General features: G+C 68.0%; 13 protein-coding genes. 6 read left to right on the plus strand and 7 right to left on the minus strand.

What is annotated here, in order from left to right:
- Nucleotides 1-64 precede the first annotated feature (64 nt).
- Nucleotides 65-532, minus strand: coding sequence for a hypothetical protein (locus ACQP06_RS00850; protein ID WP_433669750.1), 468 nt, complete (start codon nucleotides 530-532; stop codon nucleotides 65-67).
- Nucleotides 533-905: 373 nt separating this feature from the next.
- Between ACQP06_RS00850 and ACQP06_RS00855 the strand changes: the two genes are divergently transcribed.
- Both ACQP06_RS00855 and ACQP06_RS00860 read left to right on the plus strand, forming a co-directional pair.
- The gene (locus ACQP06_RS00855; RefSeq protein WP_433669752.1) at nucleotides 906-1487 is read left to right on the plus strand and encodes a DUF4282 domain-containing protein; all 582 of its coding nucleotides are present in this window, start codon (nucleotides 906-908) and stop codon (nucleotides 1485-1487) included.
- A gap of 107 nt (nucleotides 1488-1594) precedes the next feature.
- A complete protein-coding gene (locus tag ACQP06_RS00860) occupies nucleotides 1595-2467 on the plus strand; it encodes a helix-turn-helix domain-containing protein (RefSeq protein WP_357275186.1) in 873 nt (290 codons plus the stop codon).
- Nucleotides 2468-2476: 9 nt separating this feature from the next.
- Here the strand turns inward: ACQP06_RS00860 and ACQP06_RS00865 are convergent, their stop codons facing one another.
- Nucleotides 2477-2893 (minus strand): MarR family transcriptional regulator, encoded by a 417-nt coding sequence (locus ACQP06_RS00865; protein ID WP_433669754.1) that lies wholly within the window; start codon nucleotides 2891-2893, stop codon nucleotides 2477-2479.
- Between the two features lie 60 nt (nucleotides 2894-2953).
- On the opposite strand from ACQP06_RS00865, the gene ACQP06_RS00870 reads away from it, so the two are divergent.
- The gene (locus ACQP06_RS00870) at nucleotides 2954-4444 is read left to right on the plus strand and encodes an MFS transporter (protein WP_433669756.1); all 1491 of its coding nucleotides are present in this window, start codon (nucleotides 2954-2956) and stop codon (nucleotides 4442-4444) included.
- 111 nt (nucleotides 4445-4555) lie between these two features.
- On the opposite strand, the gene ACQP06_RS00875 is transcribed toward ACQP06_RS00870, so the two are convergent.
- Together ACQP06_RS00875 and rfbA are read right to left on the minus strand one after the other, a co-directional pair.
- Nucleotides 4556-5122 (minus strand): dTDP-4-dehydrorhamnose 3,5-epimerase family protein, encoded by a 567-nt coding sequence (locus tag ACQP06_RS00875; RefSeq protein ID WP_433669758.1) that lies wholly within the window; start codon nucleotides 5120-5122, stop codon nucleotides 4556-4558.
- A 2-nt stretch (nucleotides 5123-5124) separates the two neighbouring features.
- Complete coding sequence (gene rfbA, locus ACQP06_RS00880) at nucleotides 5125-6000, minus strand: glucose-1-phosphate thymidylyltransferase RfbA (RefSeq protein WP_357088120.1); 876 nt, start codon at nucleotides 5998-6000, stop codon at nucleotides 5125-5127.
- 248 nt (nucleotides 6001-6248) lie between these two features.
- On the opposite strand from rfbA, the gene ACQP06_RS00885 reads away from it, so the two are divergent.
- Entirely contained in the window at nucleotides 6249-7247 is a 999-nt protein-coding gene (locus ACQP06_RS00885; RefSeq protein ID WP_433669760.1) for an alpha/beta hydrolase, read from the plus strand.
- Between the two features lie 134 nt (nucleotides 7248-7381).
- Here ACQP06_RS00885 and ACQP06_RS00890 read toward each other — a convergent pair whose 3' ends face one another.
- Entirely contained in the window at nucleotides 7382-8098 is a 717-nt protein-coding gene (locus ACQP06_RS00890) for a hypothetical protein (protein ID WP_433669761.1), read from the minus strand.
- Nucleotides 8099-8533: 435 nt separating this feature from the next.
- On the opposite strand from ACQP06_RS00890, the gene rfbB reads away from it, so the two are divergent.
- Complete coding sequence (gene rfbB / locus ACQP06_RS00895; protein WP_433669763.1) at nucleotides 8534-9538, plus strand: dTDP-glucose 4,6-dehydratase; 1005 nt, start codon at nucleotides 8534-8536, stop codon at nucleotides 9536-9538.
- A gap of 80 nt (nucleotides 9539-9618) precedes the next feature.
- Here the strand turns inward: rfbB and ACQP06_RS00900 are convergent, their stop codons facing one another.
- Both ACQP06_RS00900 and ACQP06_RS00905 read right to left on the minus strand, forming a co-directional pair.
- On the minus strand, nucleotides 9619-11184 hold the full coding sequence (locus ACQP06_RS00900) for a DUF2142 domain-containing protein (RefSeq protein ID WP_433669764.1): 1566 nt from the start codon (nucleotides 11182-11184) through the stop codon (nucleotides 9619-9621).
- Nucleotides 11181-12152 carry a glycosyltransferase gene (locus tag ACQP06_RS00905; RefSeq protein WP_433669766.1) on the minus strand — a complete coding sequence of 324 codons (972 nt, stop codon included), beginning with the start codon at nucleotides 12150-12152 and terminating at the stop codon, nucleotides 11181-11183. The genes ACQP06_RS00900 and ACQP06_RS00905 overlap by 4 nt, the downstream gene beginning before the upstream one ends.
- A gap of 98 nt (nucleotides 12153-12250) precedes the next feature.
- Between ACQP06_RS00905 and ACQP06_RS00910 the strand changes: the two genes are divergently transcribed.
- Nucleotides 12251-12754, plus strand: coding sequence for a GtrA family protein (locus tag ACQP06_RS00910; protein WP_357088106.1), 504 nt, complete (start codon nucleotides 12251-12253; stop codon nucleotides 12752-12754).
- Nucleotides 12755-12768: the final 14 nt, after the last annotated feature.

A 12768-nucleotide genomic window follows, 5' to 3' on the forward strand; every position in this document is an offset into this window, starting at 1 on the left:
ATACGGTGAAACCCGCGAGCGCCGGGGAGCACTCGCGGGCTTCGAGTCGTTCGTGGAGCCGGTGTCAGGAGGCGATACGAGTCGCCTGCGGCCGGGCTCCTTTGGCGGCGGCGCGGACGCCCGCGGCGATGGCGACCACCGGCGGGATCCAGCGGGCCTCGTGCGGGGCGACGCCCCAGCAGGCCGCACCGGCGGACAGCTTGCTCGGCGGCAGCGGGATGCCCGCGCCGTCGGAGTAGACGACCACGCCGGCGTCGCGCAGCGCCTCGATGGCGCGCACGGCCTTGGCCAGGCCGGTGACGAGGTGGATCTCGCGGCGCTCGGCGCCCGGGATCTCGATGACCGGGCCGGTCAGGTCGTTGGCCCGCAGGTAGCGGCGCACGAACGCGGCGGTGTCGCCGGTGACCTCGATGCCCGCGATGTTCTCGTCGGTGACCAGGCAGACGCCATTGGCGGTTTCGGCGACCGTCCAGCCGCGCTGGATGTAGTCCTGCGCAGATTCCGCAACGGCTGACGAAAACGTCGTACGCACTGGTTTCTCCATTCCCCGGTAGATCTAGTTCCTGCTCTGGTGGCGTATCGGAGCGGGGGGTTCGCGGCGTTACACACCCTTTTTCACCTCGAGTCCGGATTCTTTGCAGAACGTCATGTGTCCAGTCCGCTTCGACCGAAAAGCGGCTTTGGCTCATCTGCGACACCCGGATACCGGACCGGCTCTCGCCTGCGACGACGCGTCAAGGGCGCTACCGCTCGGTTCGGAGCCCGTCATCAGCCCGCCGGCGTGACGTGTTCTACAACACACTCTCTCGTCGTGCGGGCCTCCGGCGTTACCGGAGACACTGAATCGGCCGAAACCGGAGACACAGAATCGGCCGAACGGGTCTGCGGGAGAGGAGATCGTCGGCATGGCCGAACAGCCGGGGGAGTCGGAACTCGAGGAGCTCGAGAAGCTCGAGGAGCTCATCGAGGAAGGCCGCTGGGCCGCCTTCAAGGAGGCCGCCACCCGCCGCATGTCCCGGCGGCTCGCCGAGGAAGAAGACCCAGAGGAACCGGTCGAACCCTTCACCAGCCCAGGAGCATTCGGCGCGTGGAGCGTGGATGCCGCCCGCGCCCTGCTGGACCTGCAGTTTCACCACGCCGCCACCCGCACGCTGCTGCCGCTGGCATATCTGCTGGGCTTGGCGGGTGCTTTCACCATCCCGATCGTGGGAACCGTCGGGCTGTGGCGAATCTCGGCCTGGCTGGGAATCGTGTTCGCGGTGGTGTTCGCGGTGCCGCTGGGCCTGGTGATCGCCGCGGTGGTGCGCCTGCTGCTGGAGTTCGTGCTCAACGCGTCCCGGCTGGCGGCGCGGGTCGAGCATATTTCCGATATGGCCGACGATCTGTTCCAGGCGCTGTCGGATGTGGCGGAACCGGTCAATCAGCTGTCCAAAGATGTTCAGGCAGTGCAATTCTGGCGCTTCCGCCGCCGGTCTTCCCGGAAGTAGCCTGGGTAGCGGCCCGTTACGTCTCCGCCGGGAGCGTGTCCCGCGTCCATGGATCGCTGAGTTTTCCTGTGCAACAATGCGATCGCAACACTGGTATAGGGGGACGAATGGCTCTACCGCAGGGGATTACCGGATCGACCGTGCCGCGCCGGCAGCTCGGCCGACACCTGCGCGACCTGCGAAATCGCGCGCGCATGACGACCCGGGTGGCGGCGCAGCGACTGGAATGGTCCGAGGCCAAGATCTGGCGCATCGAAACCGGTCAGACGTCGTTGCGCAGTCTGGATGTCGAGGCCATGTGCCGGATCTACGGTGCGCCGGAGGACGCCATCGAACCGCTCACCGCGCTGGCCCGCGAGACCAAGGCCCGCGGCTGGTGGACCGAGTTCAGCGATGTGATCGACGAGGGCTACGAGGTCTACATCGGGCTCGAGGAAGCCGCCGGAAAGCTGATCAGCTACGAGAACGAGCTGGTCCCCGGGCTGCTGCAGACCGAGCAGTACTACCGCGCGGTGCTGGCGGGGGCCTACCCCGGCATCTCGCCCGAGCAGCTCGACCGCCGGGTCCGGGTGCGCACCGCGCGCCAATCCCTGCTCACCCGTGCCGATTCGCCGCTCCAGCTGGACGTGGTGATCTCCGAGGCCGTGCTGTGGCACCGCGTCGGCGGTGACGAGGTGACCCGCGGCCAGCTCGACCGGCTGCACAAGCTCGGCGAGCTGCCCAATGTCCGGCTGCGCCTGTTGCGCGCCGAGTGCGGCTACCACAACGGTATGGACGCGGGCCGGTTCGTGTTGCTCGAATTCCCCACCGCCGCAGGCGAACCCACCGAACCGCCGGTGGTGTACGTGGAGTCGCTGACCGGTTCCTCGTATCTCGACAAGGAGCCCGAGGTGGCCCGCTACCGCGAGGCCTTCGCCTCGGTGAGTTCCATTGCGGTGGACGCGCTTCCGATCATCGAGTCGGTGCGCGCGGCGCTGTAGGGCGCCGGTTCACTGGCCCAGGGTCTGGGCCAGCACCGCACGGTGCGTGGGCGCGGCCTGCTCGTGCAGTTCGCGCCCTTTTTCCGTCACGCAGACGAAGATCGCGCGCCGATCGTTGGTGCACAGTGTGCGATCCACCAGGCCGTCGCGTTCCAGCCGCGCCACGGTGCGCGAGAGCGCGCTCTGGCTGAGGTAGATGTCATTGGCCAGATCGCTCATCTTGTAGCTGTCGCTGCCGGTTTCGATGAGGCGGTCCAGGGTCTCGAATTCGCTGAGCCCGATGTGGTGGCGGCCCTGCAGTTCCTTCTCCAGGGCGCACGATGTGGACGCGTGCCGGGCCAGGAGCTCGCGCCACTCACCCACCAGCCCCGACGTCTCGAAAGACGTTGTCACAGGCCGGTCGACGGGCAGTGTCGGCTTCGGCATGGGGGTCATCTTAGTCGCTCGGGCAAAATCATGCCACCGCATTAAATGCTTGTGCATTTGATGCGCACGCATGTACCGTCCTCTCTCGTGACTTCCACCGAGATCCGCCCCGCAGTGAGCACCGCGGCCGACACCACGCAGTGGACCGCCCGGCTCTGGGGCATGCTCATCACCCTGTGCATCGTGCTGTTCCTCGACGGCCTCGACGTCTCGATGATCGGCGTCGCGCTGCCCTCGATCGGCACCGAACTCGACATCCAAACCTCCACCCTGCAGTGGCTGGTCAGCGGTTACGTGCTCGGCTACGGCGGCCTGCTGCTGCTCGGCGGCCGCACCGCCGACCTGCTCGGCCGCCGCAAGGTCTTCCTGATCGCCCTCGCCGTCTTCGCCCTGGCCTCGCTGGCCGGCGCGCTGGTCAGCTCGCCGGCGCTGCTCATCCTGACCCGCTTCGTGAAGGGCCTGGCCGCCGCGTTCACCGCGCCCACCGGCCTGTCCATCATCACCACGAACTTCCCGGAGGGCCCGGCCCGCAACAAGGCGCTGTCCATCTACACCGTCTTCGGCGCGGGCGGCTACTCCATGGGCCTGCTGTTCGGCGGCCTGATGACCGGGCTCGGCTGGCGCTGGACCTTCCTGCTGCCCGTCCCGATCGCGCTCGCCGCCCTGGCCGCCGCGTACTTCTTGGTCCCCAAGGACAAGCCCGCCGAAGAGGGCGGCCACGACCTGCTCGGCGCGCTGCTGTCCACCGCCACCATGCTGCTGCTGGTCTACACCGTCGTCTCCGCGCCCGCCGCGGGCTGGGCCTCGGTCCGCACCATCGGCTCGTTCGTCGCGGTCGCCGTGCTCGCCGCCGCCTTCGTCTACGTCGAGAACAAGGTGCGCTACCCGCTCGTCCGCCTGGGCATCCTGCGCAAGGGCACCCTGGTCCGGGCCAGCCTCGCCATCATCGCGGTCGGCGGCTCGTACTTCAGCTGGCAGTTCATCACCACGCTGTACCTGCAGGACACCCTCGGCTGGTCGCCGCTGAAGCTGGCGCTCGCGCTGCTGCCGGTCGGTCTGCTGGTGGTCGCCTCGGCCTTCGTCTCCGACAAGCTGGTCGACCGTTTCGGCACCGGCCCGATCATCGCGATCACCATGGTGATCATGGGCATCGGTTACCTGCTGTACCTGCGCATCGACACCGCGCCGGACTACCTCACCGTGCTGCTGCCCGCCGTGCTGCTGGTCGGCATCGGCTGGGTCGGCTTCCCGGCCATCAACATCCAGGCCACCAGCGGTATCGACGACGACGAGCAGGGCTTGGCGGCCGGTGTGCTGCAGACCGCCATGCAGGTCGGCGCGGCCATCGTGCTCGCGGTGACCACCGCCATCGTCACCTCGTCGGTGCCCAGCCACCCGACCCCGGCCACCATGCTCGACACCTACCGGCCGGGCCTGCAGTTCGCCGCGGGCGTCGCCATCGTCGGTGCCCTGGTCGCGCTCACGGCCTTCCTGCCGAAGGTCCGGGCCCGCCGGGCGGACCGCGACGCGGAGGTCGAGCTGGTCGGCTAGTCACCCGCCGGTCGGGTCCGCCGCTCACACGGGCCCGGCCGGCTTCCCGAAAACAGCCGAGGCGCACCGTTACTCACGGTGCGCCTCGGCTTCGGCGTTTCGGGCGGAAAGTCAGTGCGGCAGTGTCAGATCCGCCAGGCGCGGGGCCGCGGCGTCCTTGTCGGAGCGGACGAAGGTGAGCGGCTCGCCGTCGCGGCCCACGGTCGGCCAGGCGATGGCCAGGTCCGGGTCGAAAGCGTCCAGGTCCCGGTCGAATTCGGGGGAGTACTCCAGCGAGCACAGGTAGTTCACGGTGGAGTTGTCCTCCAGCGACAGCAGCGCGTGCCCCAGGCCCTCGGCCAGGAACACCGACTTGCGCTCCACATCGTCGATCACCACCGCGTCCCAGGTCCCGAAGGTCGGGGAGTCGCGACGCAGGTCCACCACCACGTCCAGGAACGCGCCGCGCACGCAGGTCACGTATTTGGCCTGGCCGGGCGGGGTCTCGGTGTAGTGGATGCCGCGCAGCACGCCCGCCGCCGAGGTGGAGATATTGACCTGCAGCAGATCGAAGGGCCGGCCCGTCGCCTTCTCGAACTCCGAGGCCTTGAACGACTCGTAGAAGACGCCGCGGTCGTCTCCGTGCAGCCGGGGGGTGAACTCCCACGCACCCGGCACCGACAGTTCCCGAATCCGCATGCCTACTCCCAGGTTCGCCCGTGGCCCAGCAGGTCCATCAGGTACTTTCCATAGCCCGAGCGCACCAGGGGTTCGGCCAGCCGGGCGAGTTGATCGTCGTCGATGAAGCCGAGCCGCCAGGCCACCTCTTCCGGCACACCGATCTTCAGGCCCTGGCGTTCCTCGATGGTGCGCACGTAGTTGGCCGCGTCCAGCAGGGAGTCGAAGGTACCGGTGTCGAGCCAGGCGGTGCCGCGGGCCAGCACCTGCACGTGCAGGCGGCCCTGCTCCAGGTAGGCGCGGTTGACGTCGGTGATCTCGTATTCGCCGCGGTCCGAGGGCTTCAGGTCGCGGGCAATGGCGAGCACGTCGTTGTCGTAGAAGTACAGCCCCGGAATGGCGTAGTTGGAGCGCGGGCGGGCCGGCTTCTCCTCGATGGAAATGGCCCGGCCGTCGGCGAACTCGACCACGCCGTAGGCGGTGGGGTCGGAGACCCGGTAGGCGAAGACCGCGCCGCCGTCGAGGTCGTGGAAGGTCTGCAACTGGGTGCCCAGGCCGGGGCCGTGGAAGATGTTGTCGCCCAGCACCAGCGCCGCGCTGTCGTTGCCGATGTGATCGGCGCCGAGCACGAAGGCGCGCGCCAGGCCGTCGGGCTCGGGCTGCACCACGTAGGAGATGTTCACCCCGAAGCGGCTGCCGTCGCCGAGCAGCCGGGTGAAGGCGTCCGCGTCCTCGGGGGTGGTGATCACCAGGATGTCCCGGATCCCCGCCAGCATGAGGGTGGACAGGGGGTAGTACACCATCGGTTTGTCGTACACCGGGACCAGCTGTTTGCTCACCCCGCGCGTGATCGGGTGCAACCGCGATCCGGTGCCCCCGGCCAGGATGATTCCGCGCATGTCACGACAGTCTGCCAGTTCTGCCGCGAACCGTGGCGGTCAGGTTCCGACTGGACCTCAGATCGATCACGCCCGTTTACCGGCGGACGAATCCGGCGATAACTGTTGCGTAGGTCACGTTCCCATGGTGTTCTGAAATAACGCTATGTGAGATGTCAGCGCCGACTCTCCGCGCGCCGGGTGCCGAGCCAACCAATCGGCCCTTCCGGTCGAACGGCTCGGCGCGCCAACAACGAGGTAGGTGCGCGATGGCATTGCCCTATGACGGGACTGTGGCCCGCGACGAAGTCGAGAACCCGGACCGAATCAGCGCCGCCGCGCGCACCCTGACCGCCTTCTCCCGAACCGTGATCCGGCCCGCCGGCGATCGCGCGACGGTCACTGTGGGCTCGATGCCGGTCGTCAGCACCGTGATCAACAGCCTCGCCAAACTGCGCCCCAACCCGCGCGGCGTGGAACGGGAGGAAGTGCGGCTCAAGGGCTTCCGCATCGAGATCGTGCGGCCCGCCGGGGCCAGCAAGTCACTCCGCGATGGCGCGGTGCTGTACATGCACGGCGGCGGCTTCTTCCTGTGCGGCCTCGACACCCACCGCCCGGTGGTCGCGTCCCTCGCCCGGCGCACCGGACTGCCGGTGGTCAGCGTGGAATACCGGCAGCTGCCCAAGACCGACATCTCCGGCTCCGTCGACGACTGCCTGACCGCCTACAAATGGCTGCTGGCACACGGGGTTCCGGCCGGACGCGTGGTGTTCGCGGGCGACTCCGCCGGCGGCTACATGACCTTCGCGACCGCCCTGCGCGCCCGCGACACCGGACTCCCGGTCCCGGCCGGTCTGGTCGGGCTGAGCCCCGCGCTGGACCTGGACTGCGCCGAGAAGCGCGCCCACCCCAACTACCATCGCGACGCGCTGATCCCGTTGTCCGCCTTGGAATCCGTGGTGAAGATCGGCGCGGAGGTCGACGGCCGCCTGGATCCCCGGATGTCGCCGGTCAACAATGTGCTCGCGGGCCTGCCGCCCGCCCTGCTCATCATCGCCGAGGACGAGGTGCTGCGCCGCGACAGCGAGGTGATGGCGCAGCGGATGGCCCAGTCGGGTGTGCCCGCCACGCTGGAGATCTGGCGCGGCCAGGTGCACGCGTTCCCGGCCATCTTCCCCAACATGCCGGAGAGCCGGGCCGCCCTGGCGCACGTGGCGCGGTTCGTCCGCGAACGCATCGAATCCGGAAGCATCGCCCGCACAGCGTGATTCGATGATGTGGGGCTCGGGGTCGTGGCCTCGGGCCCCACATCGACAGTTGGGACAACGCGAAACCCCCGCCCGGATGACCCGGGCGGGGGTTTCGACGTACAGCGCGCGGTTACTCGGCCGGAGCCGGAGTATTACTTGGCCGGAGCCGGGGAGATGTGCGGGCCGTTGATGGTGGTGAAGTACTGGATCGCGGCGGCGATGGCGACCGGCGCGGTGATCAGCAGCTGACCCGCGATGGTGCCCAGGAAGCCGACGGTGGCGGCGCCCACGAGGCAGCCGATGACCGGGCCGGCGCCGAACAGGGCGGCCAGCGGGGCGGAGGCCAGACCGGCGACACCGAAGCCGAGGGCGCAGCCGACGGCCGCGGCGCCCAGGCCACCGACCAGGGTCGCGACGGTGGCGCCCAGCGCGATGGTGTCCTTCATGCGGTTCCAGGCGGCCTGCTCACGGTCGTAGTCCGACTTCCACGGAGCCTGGTCCTCGTACGGCAGGGCGACGTCCTTCACGTTCTGCGGCGTGTAGGTGGCGTGGTCCATGTCGTACTGCGGGGTGAGGGTCGCGGTGTGGTCGGAGATCTCCGCCGCGATCGGGAAGGTGAAGTCGTCCACCTGCAGCTTCAGCGGCATGCCGGCGACGATGCTGCCGTTGGCGGCCTTGATAACGAAGTTGCCGTTCTCGACGACCATCGAGCCCGCGTCGGTACGGATGACGGTGTTGGTCTCGGAGGTGGTGGCGGTGTAGTTGATCGCACCGGCCTCCTCGGCGGGGGCGGCGTTCACGGTGCCGGCGGTGACGGCCATGACAGCGGACACCAGCGCCGCGGTGGCGGCGAATTTCCTCATCAGCATTTGTAGAAACCTCATCGAAGAGCTCGGGGGGACAACACGAATCGAAATGGAGGACAGCTAACGAGCGGTGAACCCGTTGTGACCGTTCGTTCAAATTCTGTTCACCAAGTCGATCGCGCGGTTCGTAAGGTAGGGGAAAAGTGCTGCGTAGGAAAGGTTTTCGCGCAGATATACGATCGCCGTAACCGTCACTCCGGCGCATACTTGTGACGAAGGTCACACGCGCCAATGACGAAGTCGTGACCTTGCGCACCCGAATGTCACGGTCGGAGCACCGAATTGCGAAATGTAGACCGAGCGGCCCCCTTTCATTTAAGTGCATTTGTTTCAACTGGATGACCGATTCCGCGCACACGGGTCGCCCCACAGGTGTATGGGATCGCAACTTCCCGGACCCACCGCCGAGGTTCGCCGCGGCCGTCGTAGTGTTTCGGTGTGCGATTGCTCGTAACCGGCGGGGCCGGCTTCATCGGCGCGAACTTCGTTCACCAGACGGTGACGCGGCGCGCGGGTGTCCACGTCACCGTGCTGGACAAACTCACCTATGCGGGCAACCGCGCCTCACTCGACCCGGTCGCGGACCGAATCGAGTTCGTGCACGGCGACATCGCCGATACCGCGCTGGTGGATCGCCTGGTCGGGGGTGTGGACGCGGTGGTGCATTTCGCCGCCGAATCACACAACGACAATTCGCTGGCCGACCCGTGGCCCTTTGTCCAGACCAATATCGTCGGCACCTATTCGCTGCTCCAGGCCGTGCGCCGCCACCAGGTGCGCTACCACCACATCTCGACCGACGAGGTGTACGGCGACCTGGAACTCGACGATCCGGCGGCATTCGATCAGAACACGCCGTACAACCCGTCGAGTCCCTATTCGGCCACCAAGGCCTCCAGTGACATGCTGGTCCGCGCCTGGGTGCGTTCCTTCGGCGTGCGGGCCACAATCTCCAACTGCTCCAACAACTATGGGCCCTACCAGCATGTGGAGAAGTTCATCCCGCGTCAGATCACCAATCTGATCGACGGCGTCCGGCCCCGGCTCTACGGCGCCGGACATCAGGTGCGGGACTGGATCCACGTGGACGACCACAACAGCGCGGTCTGGGAAATCCTGGAGCGCGGGCGAATCGGCCAGACCTATCTGATCGGCGCCGACGGCGAACGCGACAACAAGTCCGTGGTGGAGTTGATCCTGGAGGCATTCGGCCGCGCCGCCGACGATTTCGACCACGTCACCGATCGCCCGGGTCACGATCTGCGCTACGCCATCGACGCTTCGCTGCTACGCACCGAACTGGGCTGGGAACCCGAGTACCGGGACTTCCGCAAGGGCCTGGCAGCCACCGTCGACTGGTATCGGGACAACGAATCCTGGTGGCGGCCACAGAAGGCCGCGACCGAATCCGCGTACGCCGACGCGGGCGAAAAGGTGATCTAGACCGGTTCTGACCGACCTGAACAGCAACGCCGGGGCAATTCGCCCCGGCGTTGATCGTCGCAGGTCACGGATGTTTCGGGTCAGCCCCAGACCAGAGTGGAGTACTTCACCACGGCCGCGATCAGCGCCACCGAGGTCGCCGCCATCACGGTGAACGCCGCCGCCCGCGCCGGCACCCGGCCCGCGGCGTCGGCGAGCCGCAGCGGCACCCAGCGCAGCAGCACCGCCAGGCCCAGCACCGCCAGCGGCACGAAGTAGCGGCCCTGTACGCCGTCGATGATGAAGTAGCCGACCGGCGTGAAGGACATGTACAGCGTCACATAGATCATGGCCACGCTGGCCGCGATGGTCAGCAGCACCAGCCAGGTCCGCTTGCGGTCCGCGCCGGCCGGAGAGAAGCGCTCGGCCGCACCGAGGCTCATGCCGAAGGCCAGCAGCGCCGCCAGGATGGTGAGGGCGGGCACCTCCACGTAGGAGAAGCCGAGCTCACCGAAGAACTGGGTGAACCAGTGCTGGTCGCGGCGGGCGATGCTGTCGCCGAAGATCCGCAGGAAGTGGAACGGATCGCTGAGGATGCCGTGCAGCTGGTCGCCGGGGCGCACCGTGCCCCACTGCTTCTCGGGCCGCATCAGGCTCATGCCGTCACCGGTCGGGGCGGCGATCTTCATCCAGCCCGCGAAGGACACCGCGCCGAGCCCGGCGGCCGCCCACGGCAGCACCCGCTGCCACACCGCGACCCGCTCGCCGTCGCCGAAGCCGAAGCGGCGGGCCGGGATCAGCACGGTGAGCATGGCGATCAGCACGTAGGTCGGCTTGCAGACCGGCAGCAGCACGGTGGTGGCCAGCGCGGCCACCGTCTCCGGCTTGCTCAGCCGCTCACCGAGGAACAGGCCCTTCACCACCAGCGCCGACACCAGCAGGGCGAGCGCGTTGGTGACGGTGTCCGCGGTGACGGTTCCCGCCTGGAACAGCGCGATGGGCAGCACCGCGACGGTGAAGGCCAGCCACTGCACCCGGTGCCCGCGCAGCACGCGCAGCGCGAATCCGACGATCAGCAGGTAGGCGAGCAGTCCGGCCCAGCGGGTGGCCAGCACCATGCCGCCGACGTTCAGGTCGAGGGCCTCGGCGATCCGGATCCCGGCCGCGGGCGGCAGGTATGGGATCGGGGAGTAGGCCGCGGTATTGGTGAACCACACCGGCGTGGTGTCGGCCGAGACGGCGGCCGCGCCGAGCTGGTCGTAGACGTGCGGGTCCAGAACCATGGGCTCCGGCTCGTCCGGGTTGTCCTGGTAGTCGGCGAAGGCGTAGCTCATCAGCGCGTCGATGCTGACGGGCACGTCGCCGCCCCAGGCCGGGCCGCGGTCGTCGTGGATCTTCTGCGGCAGGAAGCCGCCGTGCGCGACCTGGTAGGCGCGGCCGAACTGGGTGATCTCGTCGTGGCCCCAGAACGGAGGCGTGAGCACCGACCACACCGCGCCGAAGACGCCCGCGATGAGCACGAAAGCCACGGCGGCCGAACCGAATCGGCGTTCGATGCCGATCGCGGCGCGACGCAGCCCGGCGGTCTTCGAGCCGGGCTGCGCGGCAGTGGGTTCGGGTTCGGCCGGGATCTTCTCGGGTGCCGCGACGGTGGTGCTCTCCGTCATCGAACCGAACCGCCGGAGTGGCCGCCGGGTTCGGTCTCGCCGACCGCCGCGTACCGCAGGTACATCAGGCGGGCCGCCTCGTGCCGGGAGCGGCGGATGCCGTCCAGGATCAGGCCGGCGGTCCAGGCCAGGCTGCCGAGCAGCAGCAGCGTGAAACCGAGGAACAGGGTCGGGAAACGCGGGACCTGGTGGGTCTCGTAGAACTCGATCACTATCGGCGTGATGAGCACCAGCGAGACCAGCCAGGACAGCGTGCCGAACAGGCCGTAGAAGGCGACCGGCCGCTCGTGCCGCGCCAGGCCGACGATCAGGCGCAGGATCTTGAAGCCGTCGCTGTAGGTGCGCAGCTTGGACTCGCTGCCCGCGGGCCGGTCCCGGAAGCCGACCGGCACGGCGGTCTGCGGGACGCCCAGGTGCTGCGAGTGCACGGTCAGTTCGGTCTCGATCTCGAACTCGCGCGACACCGCGGGGAACGACTTCACGAAGCGGCGGGAGAAGACCCGGTAGCCGCTGAGCATGTCCTCGACGTTCTCGCCGAACACCTTGCCGACGACGCCGTTGAGCACCTTGTTGCCGGTCTCGTGCCCGGCCCGGTACGCCGACCCGGCCTCGACCTCGCGGCGCACGCCCAGCACGTGGTCGTAGGGGCCCGCGAGCAGGGTGCGGATCATCTCCGGCGCGGCGGCGGCGTCGTAGGTGTCGTCGCCGTCGACCATCAGATAGACATCGGCCTCGATATCGGCGAAAGCGCGGCGCACCACATTGCCCTTGCCCTTGCGGTTCTCGGTGCGCACGATCGCCCCGGCCGCGCGCGCCTTGTCGGCGGTGGCGTCGGTGCTCAGGTTGTCGTAGACGTAGACGACTATGCCCGGGACGGCGGCCTGCAGGTCGGTGACGACCTTCGCGACGGCGGCCTCTTCGTTGTGACACGGCACGATGGCGGCTATACGAAGCTCGGTGGAGTCCACCCGGTCAATCCTCTGATCGGAGGCGAATATGAACACGGGGGAGGGTACCCGACCGTCACAGATATATGGGTGCTGCGGGGTTGGGGTACCGTCGGCCGGTGTCTGCGAACGAGTCCACGGCGGTGAACGTATCGTCGCCGAATACTTCCCTGACCGGGAAGGTCCGGGCCCTGCTGCAGCGCGGCGGGGCCTTCCTGGTGGTCGGCGCGATCGGCTTCGTCGTCGACGCGGGCACCTACAACCTGCTGGTCTTCCTGGGCGGTGAGGGGCCGTTGTTCCGCCTCCCGCTGGTCGCCAAGATCATCGCGATCGGGGTGGCCACGGTGGTCACCTATTTCGGCAACAAGTGGTGGACCTACTCCGATCACGACGGCGATACCGGGGCCCGGCACATCCTCACCTATGCCGCGCTGAATGTGATGGCCATCGGACTGCAATTGAGCTGTCTCGGCTTCTCGCGCTATGTGCTGGGACTGGACAGTCCGTTGGCGGACAACGTTTCCGGCACGCTGATCGGCCAAGCCGTGGCCATGGGCTTCCGATTCTGGGCCTACGGGAAATTCGTCTTCACCAATCCGGCCTCGGGAACGAATAACGCCTGACACTGATATTGTCG

Origin of the sequence: Nocardia sp. CA-136227 (assembly GCF_050955695.1) — a bacterium.
GTDB lineage: Bacteria > Actinomycetota > Actinomycetes > Mycobacteriales > Mycobacteriaceae > Nocardia.

Bases quoted from the DNA above. Each gene is read 5' to 3' on its own strand.
- ACQP06_RS00860 (WP_357275186.1), top strand. From the start codon at position 1,595: ATGGCTCTACCGCAGGGGATTACCGGATCGACCGTGCCGCGCCGGCAG.
- ACQP06_RS00865 (WP_433669754.1), bottom strand. From the start codon at position 2,893: ATGCCGAAGCCGACACTGCCCGTCGACCGGCCTGTGACAACGTCTTTC.
- rfbA (WP_357088120.1), bottom strand. From the start codon at position 6,000: ATGCGCGGAATCATCCTGGCCGGGGGCACCGGATCGCGGTTGCACCCG.
- ACQP06_RS00870 (WP_433669756.1), top strand. From the start codon at position 2,954: ATGCGCACGCATGTACCGTCCTCTCTCGTGACTTCCACCGAGATCCGC.
- ACQP06_RS00875 (WP_433669758.1), bottom strand. From the start codon at position 5,122: ATGCGGATTCGGGAACTGTCGGTGCCGGGTGCGTGGGAGTTCACCCCC.
- ACQP06_RS00890 (WP_433669761.1), bottom strand. From the start codon at position 8,098: ATGCTGATGAGGAAATTCGCCGCCACCGCGGCGCTGGTGTCCGCTGTC.
- ACQP06_RS00885 (WP_433669760.1), top strand. From the start codon at position 6,249: ATGGCATTGCCCTATGACGGGACTGTGGCCCGCGACGAAGTCGAGAAC.
- ACQP06_RS00855 (WP_433669752.1), top strand. From the start codon at position 906: ATGGCCGAACAGCCGGGGGAGTCGGAACTCGAGGAGCTCGAGAAGCTC.
- ACQP06_RS00900 (WP_433669764.1), bottom strand. From the start codon at position 11,184: ATGACGGAGAGCACCACCGTCGCGGCACCCGAGAAGATCCCGGCCGAA.